Source organism: Celerinatantimonas diazotrophica (assembly GCF_004339545.1).
Taxonomy (GTDB): Bacteria; Pseudomonadota; Gammaproteobacteria; order Enterobacterales; family Celerinatantimonadaceae; genus Celerinatantimonas; species Celerinatantimonas diazotrophica.
The window spans coordinates 74,003-99,224 of the sequence record NZ_SMGD01000014.1; the positions used below are offsets into that span (position 1 = coordinate 74,003).

Genomic DNA, 25,222 nt, shown 5'->3' on the forward strand with positions numbered 1-25,222 from the left:
TGCTACATGAGCAAGAACACTTACCCAACTCGCTTAAATTATTATGATGGTTTGTTTCTACAAGCAAATGACTTTATCACCGAGCAAACTTACGGCATGCAGACACTCAGCCTACATAATCAGTATATTCATAAAGCCTATGGCATTGCCTCAGGCTTAACCTTAAGTGTGGTGCCCAATAGTGTAACGAAAGGCTCTCAAAGCTCGACTCAGTATGTTATCAAGGTGGCTTCAGGATTCGCGCAATGTTTGACCTCAACCGATGTTCTAAGTAGCTATTGTGTTGGCTTGTACCTGCCTCAAGAGCAAAGCATTACCGTACCCGATGATGTCGCCGCGGCAGGTACTTTTTATGTTGCCATGAGCTATCAGGTACTAACACAAGACACCAATGTTGATAAAGGCCCAGACCCAATTCATCTGGTCGAGCAACCTAAGATTGAATGTTTCAGTCAATATGGTGATAAAACAGGCAATCAGGCTTACGTTCTACTGGGTAAAATCACGACAGGTAACCCAGCAGAAATCAGTTATACCGACAATGCCTATATTTATGACATTAATCAGGTCTTCGGTATCCAATTTAATACCAGTACCCAGCAATACGGACTCAAGTTAAACGGCACTTTTAATGTCAGTCAAGGACTGATTGTCGGTAACCCAGATGTGTTCAGTGACATACACAGCAGCGATATGGTCAAAATTCAGGAAGGACTTTACGCCAATACGGTGACGGCAAAATCCAAATTTTCGACCGAAGGTATGCTAACAGCTCAAAAAGGTATTAGTACGAAAGGTTTTCTCAGTGCACAAACGGCAAGCATTACGGGCGATACCCTATCCGTTAATCAAGGTACAATTACGGCTCAAAATGTTGTCGTCAACAAAACCCTGACACTCAATCAGGATTTCTCGGTACAAAACCAGTTTACTGCGGCCAAAGGCATTGTCATTAACAATGGCAACCTAGATATTAAGCAAGGTGATATTACTCTGGAAAAAGGCAAGATTCAGGTAACGGGAAATATTACCGCTGGTGCAGATTTAAAAGGACAAAACTTAATCCTGATGGGCGATGTGTCCGCCACCAATAGCAGTGCCACCTTTAAAAGTGCCCAAATCAGCCAATCTTTGACGGCAGGTACCACAGTCATTACCGATAAGCTTGAAGTTCAAGGTGCATTAAGCGCCAGTAAAGGTGTCACCTTGTCGGGTAATGTACAGTTAGAGAGTGAATTAAATGCCACCAATATCACAGCCAGCGGCTATGTCAATGTTGACCAGAATGTCACCGTGTCGAATACCTTAACCGCTCAATCATTGGTTGCTACACAAGGATTAACCGTCGATGAAAACATTGTTGCCAATGGCAATATCACGACCAAGGGCGTACTTAAAGCCAAGTCCATTCAAGTCGAAGAAGGTTTTGGTCATGACCAAAACCTGACGGCTCAATCTCTGACCAGCCTAACCTCTCTAACATCGCAAAACGGCACTATTATTCGAGACTTTTATGTTGGCAGTCAGACGCAAACCAAGAGCTTGAATATCAATATCCCAGCCATCGCAACTGCTCTGAAAAACGGCGATGTGATGTATCGTATCGGCGTCGAGGGATGCAGTGATTTAGGCCCGATCAACAGCGAATTAAGTGCCATGGTCAAAGCGGGTAAACAAACAAAATTACAGAACCCCAACAGCCAAAACCTCACCTCAGGAGCCAATGTTGAGCAGACATTAAGTCAAGGTCAGGTCAGCATTACAGTGACGACGCCTGCTGATAATACGATTTTTCAGTGGCTAGGCATCAGTGTATCAGTATGGATCTTCACACCTGCTGAGTCTTAATGGAGCCAGACTATGATAGACCAAGCTATGATCATTGTACGGGAAGGGCTACGACAGTTTTTACGGTTAAAACTCAATCTTGACCAAGTCACTGAAAAAGTTGTTTTAACCAGCATCATTAATCAACAAGGTGAGATGACCATTCCCAATAATGCACTGGGTATTACACTTTATCGTGTTGTCGAAGATCGAGTGTCAGAAACAGAGTACCGGACTTCTTTTCAAGACTCTTCTTCGTCTAACAAACGCCCACCTGTCATTCTTAGTCTGGAATTTATCATTACGGCCAACTTTACCGAATACACAGAGGGGTTGAAGTACCTGTCTGCAGCCATCGCTTTTTTTCAGAGTCAAAACTATTTTGATCAAACCAGTAACCCATTGATGCCTAAAGAGATGGCTCCTTTTAGCGTCGCGTTATTAACTCAGGACACTTCCGAGCATAACCATACCTGGAGCTTGTTTGGCAGTCGTTATATGCCTTCTGTGATTTATCGTTTACGCAGTGTGCCTATTCAAGAAGACAGCATCACCTCGATTGATGACATTGTTGAGCAGGTCGATATTCAAGTATTAAACCAACAGGGTAATATCTCATGACCAGCTTTTCTAAACTCTGTCTGGTGACACTCGAACACGAATATTTTACCGGCCAAACACCAGAACTATTTGACTGGCAACCAACCCCTGAATGCGCTCAGTTATTAAAGCACATGCGCTGCCATTACAAGATCAGGAATAATCAGTTATTGCTTTTCTGTGAGTCACATGCTTCTCATAATGAACAAGCCGTTGTGTGTTCGCGGCTGCTGACAATGAATCAGGCGCTCACTTTTACTCTTTACCGTCGCTATAACATGCTGACTGAAATCTCGGCCTTCCCCGATAATCTGGGAACAAAAATACTGGTCAATTTTCGTAATGATGACGTCATAACAAACGATACTGGCTGCGCTTTGGCGCCTGTCACCGATGCCGATTGGCAAACCAGCACCTACTGGCCCATCCTTTCATCACGTAATTTTTTCTGGCCTTTTCATTCTTCCGAACAACAAGCAGGCAGCGAGTGGACGCTTAAATCACTCGACACCCAGCAAATCTGTGACAGTCAGGTTATCCAAACCACCCCAAAAGGGTTACAAGTCAATTTAGGCAATAGCCAAGAAAGCTATGCCCAAAATGGCCCAGGGCAGTATGAGTTGGCTTTGGCACAAGTGCCTCAAGCACAATTTTATATTGATGACAGGTTGCTGTGGCGCACACCTTTTGCGGTCTTGACCTTGAAAACAGGGTCTTTAACGCCGACCAAGGGGCAATTTGTAATCCCTGAAACAGGCGTGGTTTCTTATAAGTCCTTTAACTTAACTATTCCTGCCCGTCGCACATGGTGGCGCTATTTGGTGACAGCAAGTTATCTCAACCATGAGACACTGGGCGACTTGTCCATTCAAGTGCCTGATCAATGTTATACCTTTGCCGTTTCGACTACGCCAACGGGATGGCAGTGTTTGGCTGACCAGCCTCTCACATTGTCATCACAAGGTCGCAAACACTTAACGCTAAACAGTAGTAAACAAGGGACTTTGATTGATAATTTGCCGTCCCCAAACCCAACACAACTGGTCGTAGAGCCCGATGCGGCATACTCCGATATGTACATTTATATTTAGGAGGTCAAAATGTCTCAACCAGAAATGATCACACCAGCTCTCACCAATTCACCTACCGATCAGGAGCCTCCTTGCTGTACTAGCCTGCAACAGGAATTTCACTGGCTTACAAAATGTATCGAGTATCGCTTAGAGCAATATTTCAAACTGGATTCTCCCACTGCTGGAGTCTTGCCTTCACCGCCTGAATTAGGAAAATTTAACGATCCCTTTGGTCTGTTTTTACAGCAACAAGCACTATCCATATCAGAACGATTGCTACTGATACTGGCTTTAGCACCGCCATTACAGCCCAATGTATTGGATATTTTTCTTTCCAAAAACCCACTTTATGACCGTGTTTATTCGGAGTTTGGAGGCGTATTTCATGACCAGTACAGCCATTTCCAGCCGACCTTACAAACCGCCTGTTTTCTATTAGCAGGGAAAGACGTGAAGCAAAAGTTGACATTATTGCGCCTATTTTCTCCCCAACATGCTTTGTTTATTCAGGGCTGGTTACAGTTTGAACAAGCAGAAAACACAGCGCATTCTAATCTGCTGTGCCCTTTACGCCCTACCCCTGTGTTTTTGGAGCGCCATATTTTAGGCAATGCCGACTTTAGTCTGAGCTATAAAGAATTTCCTGCGGTGCCTTTAACCACAGAAAAAACATGGGACGATCTTATTCTGTCAGTTAAAACGCACAATCAATTGCGAGAGTTACAAGCCTGGCTGCAATATGGAGAAGCCTTACTGCAAGCAGAAGGCACCAAACACTTTAAACCTGGCTATCGTTGCCTGTTTTATGGCCCACCAGGAACAGGCAAAACACTCACAGCCAGCCTCTTGGGCAAGCTTAGTCAGCAAACGGTTTATCGTATCGATTTATCGCAACTCGTTTCGAAATACATAGGGGAAACGGAAAAAAACCTCGAACGTTTATTCTCACTGTCTGAGCCTAATCGCTGGATTCTCTTTTTTGATGAAGCCGACGCACTGTTTGGTAAACGTACCCAGGTGAGCAGTTCCAATGATCGTTATGCCAATCAGGAAACCGCTTATTTATTACAACGAATAGAAGATTGTCCTAATGTCGTTATTCTGGCCAGTAACTTAAAGGATAATTTTGACGATGCTTTTATGCGCCGTTTTCAGTCCTGCATTTACTTTCCTCTACCTGGATGCGATGAACGTTTAAAACTTTGGCAACAAGGCTTGATTGGTCGGCAGCACTTTCAGGCACCCGACTTTGACTTACAGGAATTAGCCCAGCGTTTTGAACTGTCTGGAGGCACCATTAGTAATGTCTTGCGCTATGCATCACTGATGGCGTTACAAGAGCAAAGACAGCACTTTTCCTTATTGGACATACATGAGGGCATTCGCAGAGAGCTGGATAAAGAAGGAAAAAGCTTATGAGTGAACATCAATCCCCAAAACCGCCAAGACCTGCTCATCAATCCAGCACGGCGCTTTCTTCAAGTCATCAGACGACTGCTAATAGCCCCTCGAATCCGTCTGCTGCGATTGCTGATCAACGTCTACAATCACAGACTCAGCAATCTCAAATACAGATGATGCAGCAATCCTCTCCTGCTCCCTCTATTTCTGCTCCGACTGACATGGAAAATAAAACGGGGCTCCCTGACACGCTCAAGCAAGGCATCGAAAATTTATCCGGATTGTCTATGGATGATGTCAAAGTCCATTACAACTCCCATCAACCCGCACAATTACAGGCTCATGCTTACGCGCAAGGCAGCGAAATTCATTTAGGCGCGGGCCAAGAAAAACACTTACCTCATGAAGCCTGGCATGTGGTACAACAAAAACAGGGGCGCGTTCCAGCTACCGCTCAACTTAAAAGCCGTACTTATATCAATGATGACAGTGAGCTTGAACAAGAAGCAGATAAAATGGGAGCCAAAGCCACACAAATGGGGGGGCACGCTCTTCATCCTAATGCGTCAATCAACCCACCACCGTTACAGCAAGTAGCAGTAACGGCTACGGCCTCTCATCAGTCTCCCGTACAACGGCAGCTTAATCTGGAAGATGCGCAGCGTTTATTCCAGCTATGGCAACTCCTAAAAAGCAAACTGACCTTAACCTCTTGGACACATCAGACCATTGAGCAAGAGCTTATAAACGCCGCACGTCAAAGTGATACGCTGAAACAAGCGCTAAACTATCTGATCAAAAGGTTTAATATTTCACCGCAGCAATTGTCCGAGTTGCAGGCTCTGGTTCCTGTTGACTCATTTGTGCGCCAGCAAAACTTTCGAGAAGCAAACTCGCCACTGTCTGGCATGCTGCATGCAGGGATTTTGGATCGTGTTATCAGTCAGACAGGGCTGCAATCTTCTGGCCACTATTCACCAAGCGATATGTTTACGAGCGATGACTTTAATCTCCACCTGTATCAACGCTTGCATACCAGTATTCAGGCCTTACTTGCTTTTTCTAATGCGATGCACCCGAGAACAAGAGGTTCCGAGTTTCAAATCACCGATGGACTGGAGTTACTCAATTCGGTTGGCCGCATGTCTATGATGCTAGCTTCTGGTGATTACTTCCCCGTAGAAGAAACACGGCCATTGCCTCTCAACTGGACTTCTGATCGGTTTTTGGACATGCGCGCCGATGAGTTTAGTCGCTATCCACGCGGTGTCAGGGAAGAGCTCGAAAGCAATTTATTATCCGAACGTAATCGACTCAAACAAAGTCCTGACGATGATGTCAGCACCAATGACGACCATCGCTTCCCCTATACCTTAGACCTGTATACAGGTGACCAGCGCCGCACTCACATTAAAAATACCGGTGCCGTTCGACTCGACTTTACCACGGGAACCCCCGAACGAGAGGAAATCAGTGATGCTCTCCCTGGCGGCATGAGTACCAATGAAGACCTCAGTTATGAAAACATTGTCCACCACCTTAACCTGATGGACCCAGACACCATTCGCGCGCATTTAAATAGAGCCTTTCATTCGATGAGCACGTCTGACCCGTTCTTTAGAGAATTGGCCATTCTCTTGGTCGGTATCGAAGGCACACAAAACAATATGATGACCTTACACGGTCCGATGGTCGTAGATTTGGCGAATCAGGGCACTTTGTCCTGGAATCAGGCATTATTCCAGGATGATTCTCGTAGACCCACGCTGGAATCCATGCCGTATTTTGTTTACGCCTCGGACGCCAACCAGAAAGGTACCATTCCCCGTTCAGGCGCTAGAGGTCCAATGGAACGCCAAGCAGAAGTCGTACAAAACGGCAGATTTAACAGTCAAGCCGTCAGTTCAGACTTAGCAACGACCTCATTGGCACAGTCTAATCAGAGTGGCAAACTTTCTAAATCACAAAAGCGCAACTTAACGAAACAGGATAAGGAATCATTAGGTTATCTCGTCTTTAAAGATGTCTATATGCGCCGTCAGTTCCAATTACAGGAGTTGTTCCTCAAACAATTCTTTACCCCGTTATTCAGCCAAAAAGTTAAAGACCCTAGACTGCTTCTCGATCAGTTCCAAAAGGCCATGGAATATTACCTCATCCACAAATTTATGGGCTATCAGAAAAATGTGTCCATGATTTTTGACCTGTGGGATACAGTACGAGGAGACTTTATGGCATCCGCTTTGGGTAAATCCTCCATGCTTCCTAAAGGGACAACCATGGGCAATAAAAACGGTGCAGCCATGAGGCTGTTTCATTACCTTTACAGCTTATCGTCCAGCGAATTCGAGTGGAACAACTGTTTGATCATTGCTTTGGCGGAACAAACGGGAACGAACTTAACCATGCAGGATATTATTGAAATTCGTATGCGTCTGAAGAAATACGCAGGGGCCAATGTCGGTGAAATGCTCGATTTAAATGCCACCACCCTGTCCATCATTTTAGGTTACTTTAATTGCCCTAATGCAACCGTTGAGGTCTATACCCAATCAGATGATGAAGCGACGACGAGTTGTTCTATAGGCACAGGGGAAAAAACCATCCATATCCGCTATGCCCACCGTCATTTTACGCGTTTTTAATTTGCTTATAGGCCAGATCGATGCGTCATTCTTCCTCATCTCGCACCCCAGGCTTAGATAAGCCGCAAAAATCAGGCTCTGCTAGCTCGACTCGACCGCTGCAAGCTAAGCAGTTACCTGCCCCAACTATTGCCGACCAACGCCAAGAAACGGTCATACAAAAACAGCAAATTAAGATGATGCATCACCATACTCAGCTTCACAATAATACGGGACTACCCGATGATCTAAAAGAAGGTATGGAACAACTCTCAGGCTTTAACCTTAACCATGTCAGAGTCCATCACAATTCCTCGGAACCCTCCAAAATAGGCGCTGCGGCCTTTGCTCAAGGGCATCAAATTTATATGGGGCAAGGACAAGATCAGCACCTTCCTCACGAGCTAGCGCACGTTGTACAACAAATGCAAGGGCGGGTAGCGACCACGACACAATATCAAGGACTTAATATCAATGATGATGACGCGTTGGAGCAAGAGGCCACAGACTGGGGGCATCAAGCTCTTGCTTATGCCGCGCAGAACCAGAGCACTCAAGCCGATGAGTCATCACCCTTGCCTTCTACCAGCTTCCTATCCTCATCGTCACTAATGAATCAAGATCATCAACCCATTCAAGCGGTATGGTTGTTCTATGATACCTCTATGGACTCAACTCGACGAATATTCTGGCACGAAGATCGGAGCCCACAAGCAAGAGGCCAAATTCCTGCTCCGCCAACAATCTGGCAAAACTACCAAATGGTTGATGAAAGCAACGTAGGTGATTACTACCGTGCTGATTATACAATCCGACCATCACGTAGCAGCATACCCGCTTATACTCTGAGTGAATACAACGCCATATATTGCAGCACTAATCGCCGTAATACAGGAGATGTTTATAATCCATTTGGACGCTTTGACTCTGAATCTTCTGTAACTAGCTTTATACCCAACTCAAGAATGGGAGACACACGTAAAAAAGAATTGGCCGAATATCTAGCCAGTAAGGAAAAAAGCTTTCAAAAAAACAACTCTGAAGCAACTCAGGAATTATGGGAAAAAATCAAAGAGGATTACAAAGCCCAAGGGAAAATAATTTCGGACCGTAACCAATGGGGCTACCCACCTTATATCGTCACGGTTGGTCGTCGCATTTTACCCTTTATAGGCTGTACCGATTTTGGTGCTCATTACAGTGACCATCGTCCCGTGGAGGGGCAAGCCAGCCCCAATTTCAAACCTAAAAGCGACCCAAATGACCTAAAATGGGCTCAGGGTGTCACGTCTGCGGGCGACATGAAAGAAGCCGTCAGCAAGAATATCTCGACCGATGTTATCGAGTCTTTTGAGGGTAAAAAGCGCATCAAATCTCAAAACGAGGTGATGGGGATGAGTGCCTGCGTGGCAGCTGAGAATGCAGGCTTTGACCCGAATGAAGGCAACGGTTGGGAATGGTTACATATGATCGCTCATAGTATGGGCGGCATTGACTTACAAGGTCCCCAAGTTTCAGAAAATTTAGTCGCAGGGACCAGCGAGTGCAATACACAAATGATCGTCGTCGAGGAATTTCTTAAAGACATAGTCAAACGGATAAAAGGCCATGCTCATCTGCATGTTATGGCAACCATGTTTGATGCCGAGCGCCACATTGGTCAAACCATTCGCTACGACTTTAGTATGTATGATGAACATAGTACACCATTATCAGTGTATCACTGGGTTTTCGACTGCCTCAGCCGTAGCAAGCCACTTGTTTCTGAGAATCGGCAGCTACGCTATGCTGGACGGACAACCTTTGGGGCACTGGATGCAAAAAACCTTTCATCGTATCAGTTTGGTGAGAACCCTTTTCAAGCTAACAGTGATGCAATGATAATAGAGTCTCCAGCTAATAAACTGACGCCAAGAGAACTGGCTCATTTTGCCCTAAATATTCCTAAGGAAAGACGAGCGGCTATTGCCGAAGCCTTTGGGCTAGAGTCCTCACAAACCTCTCAACAGCACATTTATGACCTACTAGCCGTGCAAGATCAAGAAACCGTTCTGGATGTTGTGCGCAGCGCAAGTATAAAAGTTCCTGATGACAAACAGATATATCAAAATGTAGACCGCAATTTAGCTGAAATGGGGCTATACCGAACTCCTTCTGATACCACTGGCTTTATTTGCCTCATTGACTCTATCTATCAAGCACTACTCAAAGATGAGATAAAGATAAATCGCCAAGACTTGATCAATGAAGTTCGTCGTTTAACTGGTACCAACCAGGGCGATATGTTAGAAATTATTAATCCACAGGGGAATTTGGTACTAGAGGCGGTTCAAAATGTCATCTTCAGTAATCTGAGGTTGCATGTTGATCTGGACGTTGACATATTTTTGGTTATGCCTAATGGCTTTGTAGTTCAATTTCTTAATGCTAATGAGCGCTTAGTAGCAAATTCAACTAAAACTGTCAGCCTACGACTGTTATTTATCAATAATAACCATTATGAACCCTTATTTGATAACGCTTGAAATAACAACATTCATTAAAATATCCAGTTTGACTTTAAGACGTTAGAAATAAAAAAAGAGAAAAATTTACTAGAGCGTATTGATCTTTGCTATACATATTCTAATAATCCCACATGGGTAACCACATAAGTGAGAAAGCGATTGCAACAACACTGTGGTAGTTTCTGGCTAACTTGTCATATCGAGTGGCGACAATTCGATATTTCTTTATTTTTAAAAAGAGTTTTCCGATATAAAATACCTTCAAGTGTCATTCGATGTTCAGGTTTATTATAAATTTGGCCTGTTAAATACATGATCCTGGATAGCAGTTTCCAGCTATCATCTGTTAGCATGAATCTCGGCATTTGGGGACGTTAAATTGTTTTTTGGCGAAATCATTATAACCGCGCCATTTGCTGTTTACTTTTCATACCACAAAGATCAACACGCTCTAAGGAAACTGCGATTAATAAGTCACAATACGCTAAAACTCGTAATTGTGTAGTCAGCTTTTCCAATAAGGTAAGCGATCATTCCACGTCTAAATCTGACCTCGAAAAGTTAGAGTATCGCCGCTTAGCCCTTTCGCTATACTATGAAGGGTTTATAACTTTACTCTAACTTTTAACTTTATTACTTAGTATGAGACTTTATTATTCTCACACATTTACTAAATATCCAATTATAAAGCTTATTCAACCGTTACAGATTTAGCCAAGTTACGCGGCTGGTCGACATCAGTCCCTTTAATTAAGGCAACATAGTAAGCTAACAGCTGCGTTGGGACGGTGTAGATCACTGGGGCAAGCAACTCATCAATATGTGGTAGATTGATAACCTTCATGGTCTCATCGCTTTGAAAGTTAGCGTCTTTATCGGCAAACACATACAATAGTCCACCACGCGCTCGCACTTCCTCAATATTCGATTTTAATTTTTCTAACAGTTCGTTATTAGGCGCCACAACTATCGTTGGCATCTGCGCATCAATTAACGCCAGCGGGCCATGCTTGAGCTCTCCAGCAGCATAGGCTTCGGCATGAATATAAGAGATCTCTTTCATTTTCAGCGCCCCTTCTAGGGCGATTGGGTACTGACTGCCACGCCCTAAAAAGAGGCTGTGTTGCTTATCGGCAAACTCTTCGGCAAGCTGTTCAATCTCTTTATCAAGTGTGAGTGTCTGCTCAATTTTTGCAGGCAAGCTCAAAAGCCCCTGCACAACTTCCTGCTCTTTGGCTTTATCCAGCCCTTTATGACGACCAATTGCGACCACCAGCATTAATAGTGCAGCCAGCTGAACAGTAAACGCTTTAGTTGATGCCACTCCAATTTCAACGCCCGCATTCATCATGTAGACCATATCGGATTCGCGCACCAATGAAGAGCCCGCAACATTACAGATGGTGAGCGATGCCATGTATCCCATATCTTTGGCTAAACGTAATGCAGCCAGAGTATCGGCTGTTTCACCACTTTGAGAGAGTGTGACTAACAAACTATTTTTCGGCACGAATGAGCGACGATAGCGAAATTCAGAGGCAATCTCGACATTGCAAGAAACTCCCGCTAACTCTTCAAACCAATAACGGGAAACCATTCCAGAGTTATAGGAGGTCCCACAGGCGATGATCTGCACATGCTCAATATTTGGCAATAATTCACTGGCCTGCTCACCAAAAGCACTATCGAGAACCATTCCACCTTTGATACGCCCTTCTAACGTTTGTTGCAGAGCTTGAGGCTGCTCAAAAATCTCTTTCGCCATGAAGTGTTTATATGGCCCTTTATCACCACTGTCATGAGAAGCGCTGGATTCCGCAATAGCCCGTTCAACTCGTTCACCATTTTTAGCAAAAACCGTCACTGACTGACGCGTTATTTCTGCAACATCGCCCTCTTCAAGGTAAGAAAAACGACGCGTGACAGGCAACAATGCCAGCTGATCAGAGGCAACAAAATTTTCACCCAAACCATAACCAATCACTAATGGGCTCCCAGAGCGCGCCACAACTATACTTTCAGGGTGGCGTTTATCCATAATAGCCATCCCATACGCCCCTTCGAGCTGAGAGCTGGCGGCCTGCACCGCTTCACGCAGAGAGTCGTATGTTTTAAGTAGATCATGAATTAGATGCCCAATGACTTCGGTATCAGTATCGGAGGTAAATTCATAGCCTTTGCCTTTCAGCATCTGCCGAAGCGACTGATAGTTTTCAATAATACCGTTATGAACAACCGCAATAGTTTCACATGAAACATGTGGATGCGCATTGCGTTCACTCGGTTCACCATGAGTCGCCCAACGTGTATGCGCAATCCCAGTGCCACCACTTAATGGAGATTGAGCTAGCGCATCTTTAAGTGCCTGTACTTTGCCCACACAGCGGACTCGTTGCAGTTCGCCTTGAGTATCAATGGTTGCCACTCCGGCCGAGTCATAACCGCGATATTCCAAACGATGTAACCCTTCTACCAGAATGTCAGCGACATCACGCTGCGCAACTGCCCCTACAATTCCACACATAGTTATAACCTCATAATCTCAATACTATTTATTAAATTCGTTACGCTAAAATGACCTGCACACCCTGCGCTTCGATCGCTTGGCGTTCAGCAGTCGCGATTTGGTGATCGGTAACCAATGTTGTTACCTGTTGCCACGAAAGCTCTAAGTTGTGCATCTTGCGGCCCACTTTATTTGACTCGGCCATAACGATAATCTCTCTTGAAACATCCGCCATCACTCGGCTTAACCCAAACAGCTCGTTAAATGTAGTTGTACCACGTTCAACATCAATGCCATCGGCACCGATAAAGAGCTGGTCAAAGTCATAGGACTTCAGCACTTCCTCAGCGACTTTGCCCTGGAATGCTTCTGAATGTGGATCCCAAGTGCCACCAGTCATTAACAGCACTGGCTCGTTCTCGAGCTCGCGCAGTGAAGCCGCGATCGACAAAGAGTTAGTCATTACCACTAGCCCCTGTTTGGCTGACAACTCAGGAATCAGGGCTGCGGTCGTTGACCCTGAATCTAAAATGATTCGATGATGATCTTTAATTAGTTTAGCCGCAGCAGCTGCAATCAATTTCTTTCGTTTCGAAACTTCTTGTTCATTCGTTTCGATGAGTAGTTCACTTGGCAAAGGGACCGCCCCCCCATAACGACGGAGCAATAAGCCATTTTCTTCTAATTCAGCTAGGTCTTTACGAATGGTGACTTCAGATGTATTAAACTGTTGTGCCAACTGATCAACTTTCAATTCACCCGAGCTATTTAACTGCTCGATAATGAGCCGTCGTCGTTGCTGAGTGTTACGTTTTGCCATGAAAAAACTTAATTAAATTTCAAACTGAAACTTATTATGGTTAATTCGAAAGATAAGATCAACCCACTGAAGTAAAAATCAGTAGGTTAATGCGTCATGAAAGATTTAGTGGCAATTAAAAATGAAAGTCTGGATTGATTTTGGCTGTTAAAATATGGTTATGCCACTGGTCATTAATAAACAGATAGTCTTTAGCAATGCCTTCTTTATCAAAACCAAGACGTTGCAAAAGTGCACCACTGCGCTGATTGGTCGGAATGTAGTTGGCCATTAACCGATGCAACTTAAGTTGCGTAAATATTTCCGGGATGGCAGCTGATAAGATCTCGGTCATAAATCCTTGGCCCTGATATTTCTCATCGACTCCATATCCCAAATGAGCGGCCTGAAATATACCGCGAACAATATTCGAGACATTCACGGTTGCAATAACTTTTTGGCTACTGCGATCCAAGGCGACCAATGGTAAGGCCAAATCTTGATCGTAGAGTTTTAACTTTGCCGCGATGGTTTGTTGAGTATTTTTCAGTGTGAAATATTCTTCACGACGCGGTGGCTCCCAAGGACCTAAATGGTCACGATTACGAATTATATAGTCGGTTAAAAATGGCGCGAGCCCAGGTTGCAATAACACCACCTGGGAGCGTTCGGTCACAAGATGAAACTTCTTCACAACAACTCCTTTCAATACAACACAATATCGGCACCCTGCGATGCCGAAGCCTGATTAATCTTCAGCTTTTTTAGCGGGTCGTTGCCAATGAGCAACTGATGTTTGACGTATTCTGGAAAGAGTCAACTGCTCGGCAGGCGCATCTTTGGTAATAGTTGTACCTGCAGCTATTGTTGCATTTTTACCGATACGAACTGGCGCTACCAACTGAGAGTCACTGCCGATAAAGGCACCATCTTCAATCACTGTTTTAAATTTATTCACGCCATCATAATTACAAGTGATAGTCCCTGCACCAATATTCACATTAGCCCCTATTTCGGCATCACCAAGATAGGTTAAATGACCACATTTAGAACCTTTACCTAGCGAGGCCTTTTTCATTTCAACAAAATTGCCAATATGGGCATCTTCGGCTAACTTAGCACCGGGACGCAGCCGCGCAAAAGGTCCGGCTGAACTACCTTTCTCAAGGATAGCCCCTTCAATGACCGTATTGGGTTTCACTTCACAACCATCGCCAATCACACAATCGCTCAGGACACAGTTCGCACCAATACTGACATCATTGCCAAGCGTTACGTTACCTTGGAAAACACAGTTCACATCAATAAAGCAATCGTAGCCATGTTCTAACTGTCCACGTAAATCAAAACGTGTTGGATCCGCCAAAGAAACACCATCGGTCAATAGCTGATTCGCCAGTTTTAACTGATATGCACGCTCCAGCGCAGCTTGCTGCACTCGACTATTCACACCAGCGACTTCATCGGCATTGAGCGCTTCAACATAACCAATTGAACGCCCTTCACTAACCGCCAGCGCAATCACATCGGTGGCATAATATTCTCTTTGAGCATTATCATTAGAAAGTTGAGCGAGGAAATGTTTCCAATCTTTACCGCTCCCCGCCATGATGCCAGTATTAACCTCTTTAATATTGCGCTGCTCTTCACTGGCATCTTTATGCTCGACAATCGCGGTAATATGTCCGTCTGCGTCACGAATAATTCGGCCATATCCAGTTGGATCGTTCTGTTTAACCGTCAACAGAGCAATGCCATCTTGTGGTTTAGCAGCAATCAGCCGCTCAAGTGTTTCGGTTTCAACCAGCGGTGTATCACCATAGAGCATTAAGACAATTTCATCATCTTTAAAATATGGAGCGGCTTGGAGCATCGCATGGCCCGTACCAAGTTGCTCAATTTGTTCAACCCAATTTAGATCATCTCCAGTTAAGGTTGCTTTGAGTTGCTCCCCCCCAAAACCATAAACTAGGTGGATCGACTCGCTACCGAGCGCGCGAGCCGTATTGATGACGTGCTGAACCATTGCTTTACCTGCAATCGGATGGAGAACTTTTGCCAAACGAGAATACATCCGGGTCCCCTTCCCGGCTGCCAGGATAACCACACTTAAATTCATGCACGACTCCACTAATGATGAGAAAAAATATAAAAAAGCTAAGCAATCCATAAATCGCTTAGATTAAGCAGTTTCAATTTATTGAGCTGACAGTATAGCAATTTCACATGCGCTCTATTAGCCCCTGAGTTATATCATATGATTAAACTTAAACACTTAACCGAATTTATGTTGTCACTATAAATTTGTTAAAAAAAAGGCAACCCTAAAGGTTGCCTTCACTATTGATAAGCCTTGTTCATATACGTTTAGCGAGTTTTCACCATATCCAGAACACGCAGCTGAGCAATGGCTTTCATCAACTCACTGTGGGCCTGAGCATAATCAATATCGCTATGCGGATTATTAATCCGCTCTTCAGCTGATTTCTTCGCTTTCTCAGCTTTAGCGCGATCCAAGTCTTCGCCACGAATGGCAGTGTCAGCCAAAACGGTCACTAGATTAGGCTGAACTTCCAAGATCCCCCCCGAAAGATAAATCACTTCGGGTTCGCCGTGTTGTTTAACGATACGAACCATACCGGGCTTAATCGGGGTCAGCAATGGAGCATGGCCATAACGAATGCCAAGTTCCCCTTCCTGACCGGTCACCTGAATGCTTTCTACTAGCCCCGAGAACATTTTATCCTCAGCACTAACTACATCCAGATGGACTGTCATTGCTGCCATGATAGCCTCCTCAATCCACTATCTAAAAGTGGAATGATTACATTTTCTTAGCGTTTTCAACTGCATCATCGATCGAACCACAATACAGGAAGGCCTGTTCAGGCAGATCGTCATATTCACCATCCAAAATGCCTTTAAAGCCACGGATAGTTTCTTTCAGTGGAACGTAAATACCAGGGTCGCCGGTGAACACTTCAGCAACATGGTATGGCTGAGTTAAGAAACGTTCAATTTTACGTGCCCGAGCAACAGCCAATTTATCGTCTTCAGAAAGCTCATCCATCCCTAAAATAGCGATGATGTCTTTGAGATCTTTATAACGCTGTAAGATCGTCTGAACACCACGAGCAACGCTATAATGTTCCTGACCGATAACCAATGGATCAAGCTGACGACTTGTTGAGTCCAGTGGATCCACCGCAGGGTACAAACCTAATGCAGCAATGTTACGAGACAATACAACCGTTGCATCCAAGTGAGCAAAAGTAGTTGCTGGTGATGGGTCAGTCAAGTCATCCGCTGGTACATATACCGCTTGAATCGAGGTAATTGAACCCGTCTTAGTTGATGTAATACGTTCTTGCAAAACACCCATTTCTTCAGCCAATGTAGGCTGATAACCAACCGCTGATGGCATACGTCCCAGCAATGCTGATACTTCAGTCCCAGCCAAGGTATAACGATAAATATTATCGATGAACAACAATACATCACGGCCTTCGTCACGAAAACGTTCCGCCATTGTCAGCCCCGTGAGCGCAACTCGAAGACGGTTCCCAGGAGGCTCATTCATCTGACCATAAACCATGGCCACTTTATCGATAACGCCTGACTCTTGCATTTCGTAGTAGAAATCGTTCCCTTCACGGGTACGTTCACCGACCCCAGCAAATACAGACAAACCTGAGTGAGCTGTCGCAATGTTGTTAATCAGCTCCATCATGTTGACAGTTTTACCCACACCGGCACCGCCAAACAGACCAATTTTACCACCTTTAGCAAATGGGCAAATCAGGTCGATAACCTTTACACCCGTTTCCAAAAGTTCAATCGCGTTAGATTGTTCTTCATAGGTTGGAGCATCACGATGGATAATATATTTTTCGTCGGCTTTAATTTCACCAACGCCGTCAACTGGTTCACCTAGTACGTTCATAATACGTCCTAAGGTGCCTTCGCCAACCGGTACTTTAATAGCTTCACCAGTATTACTAACGTCCATACCGCGAACTAGCCCATCAGATGAGCCCATTGCGATACAACGAACAACGCCACCACCAATTTGCTGCTGAACTTCCAGTACCAATCCGGCACTTTCAACGTTCAGAGCATCATAGATGTGAGGCACACTGTCCAGTGGAAACTCAACGTCCACAACAGCGCCAATAATCTGGACGATGTTACCGTTACTCATGTTGATTCCTCTAAATTCTTTATGCTTTCGCTGCCATTAAACTGCTGCAGCCCCGGAGACAATTTCTGTCAGTTCTTGGGTAATGGCGGCCTGACGTTCTTTGTTGTAAACCAACTGCAGTGTGTCTATCAGGCTACTGGCATTATCAGTGGCTGCTTTCATGGAAATCATTCGAGCGGCCTGTTCACATGCCAAGTTTTCTACAGATGCCTGGTACACTTGCGATTCAACATATCGAGACATCAGTGTATCTAAGATGTCCCGTGCATCGGGCTCATAGATATAGTCCCAATTACGTTTAGCAATTTCCGGATCATCTGCTTTAGGCAGAGGCAAAATCTGATCGACTTTTGGTTTCTGGACCATCGTATTAACGAACTGGTTATACACCAAAAACAGACGGTCTAAGCGTCCTTCGTCATACGCATCCAGCATCACCCGGACAGTCCCGACTAATTCATCCAGCGAGGGTGCATCACCCAAACCTGAATTCTGAGCCACAACATGTCCACCGTGGGAGTTGAAAAAACCAGTGGCTTTGGAACCTAACAGTGCTAAATCAACTTCAACACCTTGTTCATTCCACTGTTTCATATCGCTGATGGCGTGTTTAAACAAGTTAATATTCAAACCACCACACAACCCACGGTCACTTGAGACGATGATATAACCAACACGCTTAGCAGGTCGTTCTATAGTATAAGGATGTTTATACTCCAACTTACCAAGCGCAATATGACCGATCATTTTGCGCATTGTTCGTGCATATGGACGACTCGATTCCATACGCTCCTGGGAGCGACGCATTTTACTGGCGGCAACCATTTGCATCGCTTTGGTAATTTTCTGAGTGTTTTTCACACTCCCGATTTTACCTTTAATCTCTTTTGCGCCGGCCATAAAGTTATGCTCCTATCGGTGAACTACCAAGTTTGAGTGGATTTGAAAGCTTCCAAGAGCGCTTTCAATTTTCCATCAATCTCGTCGTTGTAATCACCAGTTTCGTTGATAGTGGCTAACAGTTCTGCATGTTCTGCTTTTGCATAAGAGAGCAATGCCAATTCGAAATCGACAATTTTGTTCTCTTCAACATCATCCAGGAACCCTTTCTCAGCGGCATACAAGCTAAGAGCCTGTTCAGCGACAGAACGGGGTGAAAACTGGTTTTGCTTCATCAATTCAGTTACTTTCTGACCATGATCCAACTGTTTACGAGTGGTATCATCAAGATCAGATGCAAACTGAGCGAAGGCCGCCAATTCACGATACTGAGCCAGTGCGGTACGAATCCCACCAGAAAGTTTTTTGATGATTTTCGTCTGAGCAGCACCACCAACACGAGAGACTGAAATACCAGGGTCAACCGCAGGACGTACGCCTGAGTTAAACAGCTGAGTCGTCAAGAAGATCTGACCATCGGTAATCGAAATTACGTTGGTTGGAACAAATGCAGAAACGTCCCCGGCTTGAGTTTCAATAATAGGCAAAGCAGTCAAGGAACCAGAGCGACCTTTGACTTCACCCTTGGTGAACTCTTCAACAAACTCTTCATTAACCTGCGCTGCACGTTCGAGTAAACGAGAGTGCAAATAGAACACATCCCCAGGGAATGCTTCACGACCTGGTGGACGACGTAGCAAAAGAGAAACCTGACGATAAGCGACCGCCTGTTTGGACAGGTCATCATAAATAATCAGAGAATCTTCACCACGGTTACGGAAATACTCACCCATGGCACAGCCAGAGTAAGGTGCCAAATATTGCAGCGCAGCCGTATCAGATGCAGATGCAGCAACTACAGTGGTGTAAGCCATTGCTCCGTGTTCTTCTAATTGACGAACCACGTTAGCAATTGTTGATGCTTTCTGACCAATCGCGACATAGATACATTTAATACCAGCATCTTTCTGGTTAATAATGGTATCGACAGCAATGGCAGTTTTACCTGTTTGACGGTCACCAATAATCAACTCACGTTGACCACGACCGATTGGAATCATTGAGTCAATCGCTTTCAAACCCGTTTGTACAGGTTTATCGACTGACTTACGGGCCATAACCCCAGGCGCAATCACTTCAACAGGTGAGAACCCATCATGTTCAACAGCGCCTTTACCATCAATCGGTTGTCCCAAGGTGTTAACCACACGGCCTAACAGACCACGGCCTACAGGGACTTCTAAAATACGGCCAGTACTTTTAGCTTTATCGCCTTCTGCCAAATCGGCATAAGGCCCCATAACAACCGCACCAACGGAATCACGTTCCAAGTTAAGTGCGAGTGCAAATCGATTGTCAGGAAGCTCAATCATTTCACCTTGCATTACATCTGCAAGGCCATGAATCCGCAAAATACCATCACTTACTGAAACGATAGTACCTTCATTACGAGCTTCACTAACAACCTGAAACTGGTCAATTCGTTCTTTGATCAGTTCGCTAATCTCAGTGGAATTCAGTTGCATGCTCTATTCCCCAATTACGCTTTAAGCGTGTCAGACAGTTTTGCCAGTTGCCCTTTAACAGAGCTATCAATCACTGTATCGCCAGCGGTAATCACCATGCCGGCGATCAAATCACTGTTGACACTGCATTCTAGCTGCACATTACGCGCAAATCGTTTTTCCAAGGCGCTCGATAACTCTTGCAGCTGCGACTGTGACAGTTCGGCCGCACTTTCAACCTGTACGACAATCTCTTTTTGGTATTCCGAACGGAACTCCATAAATTGTTCACAGACCGAAGGAAGGACTCCAAGACGTTTGTTTTCGGCCATAACCCGAATCAGGTTCTGACCATGTCCGTCGAGCGCATCCCCACAAACGTTGACGAAAATATCAGCCATTAGTTGGGTCTTATCGGCATTCGATAAAATTTCCTTCATCTGAGGTTCTTGGACGACTACGCTCGCAAACCCCAGCATATCACCCCATTTATCGATTGCTTTATGCTCCACAGCAAACTCAAACGCAGCCTTCGCGTAAGGGCGAGCAATGGTTCTTTGTTCAGCCATAAACTCTTACCCCTCTAAAGCTCCTTGAGCACCTGATCGATAATATCTTTATTGGCCTCTGCATCAATGGAACGCTGAATGATTTTTTCAGCTCCCAAGACAGAGAGTGCCGCGACTTGAGCGCGCAGCTCTTCACGAAGCCGATTACGTTCGGCTTCTAATTCAGCCTGTCCTTGCGAAACGATTTTTTCTCGTTCACTGACAGCTTCTTGTTTCGCTTCATCAAGGATCTGGGCTTTACGTTTATTCGCCTGTTCAATGATGACGGCGGCTTCGTTTTTGGCGCTTTTCAGCTGATCTGAAGATTTAGCTTTTGCTAATTCCAAATCTTTTTTTGCCCGTTCTGCACTTTGTAAACCATCAGCAATAGTTTTCTGACGATCCTCGATGGCTTTCATAATCGGTGGCCATACGAATTTCATGCAAAACCAGACAAAGATAATAAAAGCGATAGCCTGGCCGAGGATGGTTGCATTGAGATTCACTGCAATACCTCTCTAAATAATGAATAAAATATCAAATAATAGCGATTAAACACTATCCTTCTAAGCGGCCGCAAACATGACATATAGACCCAGACCTACTGCAATCATTGGGATCGCATCGACCAGACCCATAACGATGAAGAATTGCGTACGTAACAGAGGAATCATATCAGGTTGACGAGCTGCACCTTCCAAATACTTACCGCCTAAGATACCGATACCGATAGCAGCACCAATAGCCGCTAACCCCATCATGATAGCCGCGGCAATGTACAGCAGATCAAAATTCAAATTTTCCATTAGTTTCTCCAGTTTTCTATCGACTATGTTTATCCAACAATAGAGTTTAAAAATTAATGATCTTCACTTGCCTGAGACAGATAAACGATCGTCAGGACCATAAAGATAAACGCTTGCAATGTAATAATCAGAATGTGGAAGATAGCCCACGGAACAGACAGAAGCCACTGAATCCACCATGGCAGCAAGGCTGCAATCAGAATGAAAATCAGTTCCCCTGCGTACATATTACCAAACAACCGAAGCCCTAACGATAATGGTTTAGAAAGCAATGAAACCATTTCCAGGATAAAGTTGATTGGAATAAACGCCCAGTGGTTAAACGGTTGCATGGTCAGTTCTTTAATGAACCCACCCAAACCTTTCACCTTCAAACTATAAAAGATAACCAAAACAAAGACGGCCAATGCCATAGACATGTCAATATTCACATCAGCTGATGGAACAACACGCATGTTTGGTAAACCCATCCAGTGTTCTGCTACATAAGGGAGATAGTCAATTGGGAGTAAATCCATGAAATTCATCAGGAAAACCCAAACAAAAATAGTTAAAGATAATGGCGCAATAAGTTTATTTTTACCATGAAAAATATCTTTAACGGAGTTATCCACAAATTCGACAATTATCTCGATAAAACATTGCATCTTCCCCGGTACACCATGGGTAGTTGCTTTTTTCGCATAGGCTCTAAATAACCATAAAAAAAGCACACCTAATAGGACCGACCAAAACAACGAGTCGATGTTGAACTGCCAAAAACCAGTCCCAACCTGCAAGTTCTGCAAGTGGTGTGATATATATTCAGCAGAAGACACCTGTTCTCCAGTTGCAGCCATACAATAAGCCCCACCTAATTATCTACTTTGAAATATAAGTAAAAGAGTAAGACCGTGCGCCAATACACTTACGATGAAACTCAACAAAACCGCTAACGCATTCAACGTAAAAACATGCATAAAAACAACACTAAGCCCTACTACCAAAGCCAGTTTCATTGCCTGACCAATATAGATACTTTTTACCGCTGATGCTGGCGATAATTCCGTATATTTTCGAAGAGAAAATAACATAAAACACCAGTTAGAAATAAAAAATATCAAGGAACCGATAAAAACAGATAAAACAATTTGTTTTTCTTTAAATAACGCAGTCCCAAATACTAATAGGCAGATAAAGCAAGCCTGCAGACCCATCAGGAAAAACACTCGCCGGCGCGTATACTCAAAGAAATGTCCCGACACGGAAAGACTCCCTGGCTGAATCAATAATAGACCCACCTGCCACCAACAAAAATGCAATTATACGTTGCTTAATAGTCATTGCAATGTTGTTAACAACGCTAAATTTTTTCACAAATATAACTTTCGCGTTATATAACAAAGCTATTTCATCAATAGAAACCAACCACTCATATATTCAACCTGTTGCCTTTATCCGGCGTTGACTCATGTCAATTTATTACAGGGTTATTGGCTTATTCCAGTGATAATAGAAATAAACTTTCAAGTTAAATGGTTTATTCTAGTTAAATTTATTAATAATTTGATCTAATTCGGCTAAAGATGTGTAGTTGATCACTAATTTACCTTTTCCTTGTTTTGACTGCTGTATTTTTACAACAGAACCAAGCTGTTCCGATAAACGTTGCTGTAATCTTTCAACATCCGGATCTAAGGAGGTCGAAACCGAAGGTGAGGAGGGATTTAATAACTTTTTAACTAGCTTTTCGGTCTCTCGAACTGTTAAACCTTTTGCTGCAATTATGCGACCTGCTTCAACTTGTTGGTCACCATGAAGCGATAATAATGCTCTGGCATGGCCCATTTCTATGTCACCATGCTCTAAAAGCTGCTTCACTTCAGCGACTAGTCCGTTCAAACGCAATAAGTTACTAATAGCGGTACGCGATTTACCTACAGCATCTGCCACTTGCTGGTGAGTCAGGGAAAATTCATCTAATAAACGCTGCAACGCAACCGCTTCTTCCATGGCATTGAGATCTTCACGCTGAATATTTTCAATTAAGGCCATAGCAATCGCAGCATTGTCATCAACATCTTTGACCAAGCATGGAACATCATGTAGTCCAGCCAGCTGGGCCCCACGCCAACGCCGCTCCCCGGCGATAATTTCAAATTGCTCATGACCAACCGGACGGACCACTATGGGCTGAATCACCCCTTGCGCCTGAATGGATTGCGCCAACTCTTCAAGCAGTTCGCTAGACATATCTTTACGCGGCTGATAACGGCCTGGTTTCAGCCACTCGATCGGCAGTGTGCGTAGCGTTTTATCCGATGACTCTGAACGTTCATCTTGTTGACCGGACGCTGCATGCTCAGACTGTTCTCGCTGACGCGCAGAATGACTGGTGCTTAGCAGCACATCTAAACCTTTACCTAGACCACGTTTACGAGACGTCATTGAAAAATCAGCTCCCATGAAAAATTAACCCGCAACTTTTGTTTGATTAGATTCTTGGCGACGGATGATTTCGCCAGCGAGTGCCAGATATGCTTTAGCCCCATTCGATGTTTTATCGTAATACATAGCAGGTTTACCGAAACTTGGGGCTTCCGCTAAACGGACGTTGCGAGGAATAACGGTCCGGTATACTTTTTCGCCAAAATGCTGTTTAAGCTGCGCGGCAACATCCGCTGCCAGACGGTTTCGCGGATCAAACATAGTCCGCAAAATTCCTTCAATTTTAAGGTCGGGATTGACGATCGAAGCCAATTTGCTAATGGTATCCATCAACGCCGTCAAACCCTCCAAAGCATAATACTCACACTGCATCGGCACTAATATAGAATCAGCCGCAGCCATGGCATTTACGGTCAACATATTCAGCGATGGCGGACAATCAATAAATATATAATCGTAACGCTCACGAACGGGAGCAATGGCCTTGCGTAGACGAACTTCTCGAGCAAAGAACTCCATCAGCTTAATTTCGGCAGCTGTCACATCGGAATTAGCGGCTAACAAATCATAACCACCGGATGTTTCATGGACAAGAACATCATCAATTGGTTCTTCGTCAACCAGTAGCTCATAACTCGTTTTAGGAACGTCATATTTATCAACGCCACTACCCATCGTCGCGTTCCCTTGCGGGTCGAGATCAATTAACAATACTTTGCGCTTAGTCGCAGCCATAGAAGCTGCCAAGTTAACGCTGGTCGTTGTTTTGCCGACACCACCTTTTTGGTTGGCAACCGCAATCACTTTAGCCACAAGCACTCTCTGTTTTAATGTGAAACTGGTTCAATGATAATCAGATGACGCTGCTCTGCAAGTCGTGGAACCTGTAACTTAATAATATCCCGAACTTTTAGCCCAACGTCTAAGGTTTCAATTTCCGACTCAGGAATACTCCCTTTCAAGGCATAGAATTTACCATGATTTGCCGGTAAGTGAGAACACCACTGTAACATATCACTTAATGAAGCAAAGGCTCTGCTTAAAACACCATCAAATTTATCTTCTGGTTGGTAATTTTCAACCCGCGCTTGCAGCGCTGTCACATTATTGAGCTTCAGGCTATAACAAACCTGTTTAATAAAACGTATTCGTTTGCCTAACGAATCAAGCAATACAAACTGTTTATCTGGATTGATAATGGCCAACGGCAACCCCGGCAATCCTGGCCCGGTTCCAACATCAATAAATCGATCGCCCTCAAGGTGTTCACTAACAACCAGAGAATCGAGAATATGACGGATCAGCATCTCGTTGGGATCACGCACCGATGTTAAATTATAGGCTTTATTCCACTTATCAAGTAATTCAACCAATGCGACAAGCTGATCAATTTGCGCTGCATCAAGGTTGAGTTTTGCTTCTTTAAGCAGCTCATTTAATAAAGATTTTAGCACCCGAT

At 44.3% G+C, this 25,222-nt stretch carries 22 protein-coding genes and 2 pseudogenes; 6 read left to right on the plus strand and 18 right to left on the minus strand.

What is annotated here, in order from left to right:
- The first annotated feature begins 6 nt into the window (after positions 1-6).
- From EV690_RS11680 to EV690_RS11705, 6 genes are read left to right on the plus strand one after another with little or no spacing between them, the layout of a single operon-like run.
- Positions 7-1,848: a bactofilin family protein gene (locus EV690_RS11680; protein ID WP_131913197.1), complete on the plus strand. Its 1,842-nt coding sequence runs from the start codon at positions 7-9 to the stop codon at positions 1,846-1,848.
- A gap of 12 nt (positions 1,849-1,860) precedes the next feature.
- The gene (locus EV690_RS11685; RefSeq protein ID WP_131913198.1) at positions 1,861-2,448 is read left to right on the plus strand and encodes a DUF4255 domain-containing protein; all 588 of its coding nucleotides are present in this window, start codon (positions 1,861-1,863) and stop codon (positions 2,446-2,448) included.
- Positions 2,445-3,518: a hypothetical protein gene (locus EV690_RS11690; protein ID WP_131913199.1), complete on the plus strand. Its 1,074-nt coding sequence runs from the start codon at positions 2,445-2,447 to the stop codon at positions 3,516-3,518. Before EV690_RS11685 ends, EV690_RS11690 begins: the two co-directional genes overlap by 4 nt.
- A 9-nt stretch (positions 3,519-3,527) precedes the next feature.
- Positions 3,528-4,919: an ATP-binding protein gene (locus EV690_RS11695; protein ID WP_131913200.1), complete on the plus strand. Its 1,392-nt coding sequence runs from the start codon at positions 3,528-3,530 to the stop codon at positions 4,917-4,919.
- Positions 4,916-7,546: an eCIS core domain-containing protein gene (locus EV690_RS11700; protein WP_131913201.1), complete on the plus strand. Its 2,631-nt coding sequence runs from the start codon at positions 4,916-4,918 to the stop codon at positions 7,544-7,546. Before EV690_RS11695 ends, EV690_RS11700 begins: the two co-directional genes overlap by 4 nt.
- Positions 7,547-7,566: 20 nt before the next feature.
- The gene (locus tag EV690_RS11705) at positions 7,567-10,050 is read left to right on the plus strand and encodes an eCIS core domain-containing protein (RefSeq protein WP_131913202.1); all 2,484 of its coding nucleotides are present in this window, start codon (positions 7,567-7,569) and stop codon (positions 10,048-10,050) included.
- 100 nt (positions 10,051-10,150) lie between these two features.
- Here EV690_RS11705 and EV690_RS18460 read toward each other — a convergent pair.
- The 18 genes and pseudogenes from EV690_RS18460 to rsmG all read right to left on the minus strand — a co-directional run.
- A pseudogene (locus EV690_RS18460) lies at positions 10,151-10,270 on the minus strand (IS5/IS1182 family transposase); the annotation flags it as partial.
- Between the two features lie 7 nt (positions 10,271-10,277).
- Positions 10,278-10,397: pseudogene (locus tag EV690_RS18465) on the minus strand (IS5/IS1182 family transposase); the annotation flags it as partial.
- A 326-nt stretch (positions 10,398-10,723) separates the two neighbouring features.
- Entirely contained in the window at positions 10,724-12,556 is a 1,833-nt protein-coding gene (gene glmS, locus EV690_RS11715; protein ID WP_131913203.1) for a glutamine--fructose-6-phosphate transaminase (isomerizing), read from the minus strand.
- 40 nt (positions 12,557-12,596) lie between these two features.
- Positions 12,597-13,358: a DeoR/GlpR family DNA-binding transcription regulator gene (locus tag EV690_RS11720; protein ID WP_131913204.1), complete on the minus strand. Its 762-nt coding sequence runs from the start codon at positions 13,356-13,358 to the stop codon at positions 12,597-12,599.
- A 115-nt stretch (positions 13,359-13,473) separates the two neighbouring features.
- A complete protein-coding gene (locus EV690_RS11725; RefSeq protein ID WP_165872745.1) occupies positions 13,474-14,031 on the minus strand; it encodes a GNAT family N-acetyltransferase in 558 nt (185 codons plus the stop codon).
- A 54-nt stretch (positions 14,032-14,085) separates the two neighbouring features.
- A complete protein-coding gene (gene glmU, locus EV690_RS11730; protein WP_131913206.1) occupies positions 14,086-15,456 on the minus strand; it encodes a bifunctional UDP-N-acetylglucosamine diphosphorylase/glucosamine-1-phosphate N-acetyltransferase GlmU in 1,371 nt (456 codons plus the stop codon).
- Between the two features lie 248 nt (positions 15,457-15,704).
- The gene (locus EV690_RS11735; protein WP_131913207.1) at positions 15,705-16,124 is read right to left on the minus strand and encodes a F0F1 ATP synthase subunit epsilon; all 420 of its coding nucleotides are present in this window, start codon (positions 16,122-16,124) and stop codon (positions 15,705-15,707) included.
- A gap of 37 nt (positions 16,125-16,161) precedes the next feature.
- Positions 16,162-17,538: a F0F1 ATP synthase subunit beta gene (gene atpD, locus EV690_RS11740; protein ID WP_131913208.1), complete on the minus strand. Its 1,377-nt coding sequence runs from the start codon at positions 17,536-17,538 to the stop codon at positions 16,162-16,164.
- A gap of 36 nt (positions 17,539-17,574) precedes the next feature.
- A complete protein-coding gene (gene atpG, locus EV690_RS11745; protein ID WP_131913209.1) occupies positions 17,575-18,438 on the minus strand; it encodes a F0F1 ATP synthase subunit gamma in 864 nt (287 codons plus the stop codon).
- 23 nt (positions 18,439-18,461) lie between these two features.
- Complete coding sequence (atpA, locus tag EV690_RS11750; RefSeq protein WP_131913210.1) at positions 18,462-20,003, minus strand: F0F1 ATP synthase subunit alpha; 1,542 nt, start codon at positions 20,001-20,003, stop codon at positions 18,462-18,464.
- A gap of 14 nt (positions 20,004-20,017) precedes the next feature.
- Positions 20,018-20,551 carry a F0F1 ATP synthase subunit delta gene (gene atpH, locus EV690_RS11755; protein ID WP_131913211.1) on the minus strand — a complete coding sequence of 178 codons (534 nt, stop codon included), beginning with the start codon at positions 20,549-20,551 and terminating at the stop codon, positions 20,018-20,020.
- Between the two features lie 14 nt (positions 20,552-20,565).
- Positions 20,566-21,036 (minus strand): F0F1 ATP synthase subunit B, encoded by a 471-nt coding sequence (gene atpF, locus EV690_RS11760; protein WP_131913212.1) that lies wholly within the window; start codon positions 21,034-21,036, stop codon positions 20,566-20,568.
- Between the two features lie 60 nt (positions 21,037-21,096).
- Entirely contained in the window at positions 21,097-21,336 is a 240-nt protein-coding gene (gene atpE / locus EV690_RS11765) for a F0F1 ATP synthase subunit C (protein WP_131913213.1), read from the minus strand.
- Between the two features lie 53 nt (positions 21,337-21,389).
- Positions 21,390-22,175 (minus strand): F0F1 ATP synthase subunit A, encoded by a 786-nt coding sequence (gene atpB / locus EV690_RS11770; RefSeq protein WP_131913214.1) that lies wholly within the window; start codon positions 22,173-22,175, stop codon positions 21,390-21,392.
- An 18-nt stretch (positions 22,176-22,193) separates the two neighbouring features.
- Positions 22,194-22,580: an ATP synthase subunit I gene (locus EV690_RS11775; RefSeq protein WP_131913215.1), complete on the minus strand. Its 387-nt coding sequence runs from the start codon at positions 22,578-22,580 to the stop codon at positions 22,194-22,196.
- Positions 22,581-22,860: 280 nt separating this feature from the next.
- Complete coding sequence (locus EV690_RS11780) at positions 22,861-23,763, minus strand: ParB/RepB/Spo0J family partition protein (protein ID WP_131913216.1); 903 nt, start codon at positions 23,761-23,763, stop codon at positions 22,861-22,863.
- Between the two features lie 24 nt (positions 23,764-23,787).
- Positions 23,788-24,576: a ParA family protein gene (locus EV690_RS11785; protein WP_131913217.1), complete on the minus strand. Its 789-nt coding sequence runs from the start codon at positions 24,574-24,576 to the stop codon at positions 23,788-23,790.
- A 14-nt stretch (positions 24,577-24,590) separates the two neighbouring features.
- Entirely contained in the window at positions 24,591-25,217 is a 627-nt protein-coding gene (gene rsmG / locus EV690_RS11790; protein WP_131913218.1) for a 16S rRNA (guanine(527)-N(7))-methyltransferase RsmG, read from the minus strand.
- Positions 25,218-25,222 lie beyond the last annotated feature (5 nt).

Bases quoted from the DNA above. Each gene is read 5' to 3' on its own strand.
- EV690_RS11680 (WP_131913197.1), top strand. From the start codon at position 7: ATGAGCAAGAACACTTACCCAACTCGCTTAAATTATTATGATGGTTTG.
- EV690_RS11685 (WP_131913198.1), top strand. From the start codon at position 1,861: ATGATAGACCAAGCTATGATCATTGTACGGGAAGGGCTACGACAGTTT.
- EV690_RS11690 (WP_131913199.1), top strand. From the start codon at position 2,445: ATGACCAGCTTTTCTAAACTCTGTCTGGTGACACTCGAACACGAATAT.
- EV690_RS11695 (WP_131913200.1), top strand. From the start codon at position 3,528: ATGTCTCAACCAGAAATGATCACACCAGCTCTCACCAATTCACCTACC.
- EV690_RS11700 (WP_131913201.1), top strand. From the start codon at position 4,916: ATGAGTGAACATCAATCCCCAAAACCGCCAAGACCTGCTCATCAATCC.
- EV690_RS11705 (WP_131913202.1), top strand. From the start codon at position 7,567: ATGCGTCATTCTTCCTCATCTCGCACCCCAGGCTTAGATAAGCCGCAA.
- glmS (WP_131913203.1), bottom strand. From the start codon at position 12,556: ATGTGTGGAATTGTAGGGGCAGTTGCGCAGCGTGATGTCGCTGACATT.
- EV690_RS11720 (WP_131913204.1), bottom strand. From the start codon at position 13,358: ATGGCAAAACGTAACACTCAGCAACGACGACGGCTCATTATCGAGCAG.
- glmU (WP_131913206.1), bottom strand. From the start codon at position 15,456: ATGAATTTAAGTGTGGTTATCCTGGCAGCCGGGAAGGGGACCCGGATG.
- EV690_RS11735 (WP_131913207.1), bottom strand. From the start codon at position 16,124: ATGGCAGCAATGACAGTCCATCTGGATGTAGTTAGTGCTGAGGATAAA.
- atpD (WP_131913208.1), bottom strand. From the start codon at position 17,538: ATGAGTAACGGTAACATCGTCCAGATTATTGGCGCTGTTGTGGACGTT.
- atpG (WP_131913209.1), bottom strand. From the start codon at position 18,438: ATGGCCGGCGCAAAAGAGATTAAAGGTAAAATCGGGAGTGTGAAAAAC.
- atpA (WP_131913210.1), bottom strand. From the start codon at position 20,003: ATGCAACTGAATTCCACTGAGATTAGCGAACTGATCAAAGAACGAATT.
- atpH (WP_131913211.1), bottom strand. From the start codon at position 20,551: ATGGCTGAACAAAGAACCATTGCTCGCCCTTACGCGAAGGCTGCGTTT.
- atpE (WP_131913213.1), bottom strand. From the start codon at position 21,336: ATGGAAAATTTGAATTTTGATCTGCTGTACATTGCCGCGGCTATCATG.
- atpB (WP_131913214.1), bottom strand. From the start codon at position 22,175: ATGGCTGCAACTGGAGAACAGGTGTCTTCTGCTGAATATATATCACAC.
- EV690_RS11780 (WP_131913216.1), bottom strand. From the start codon at position 23,763: ATGACGTCTCGTAAACGTGGTCTAGGTAAAGGTTTAGATGTGCTGCTA.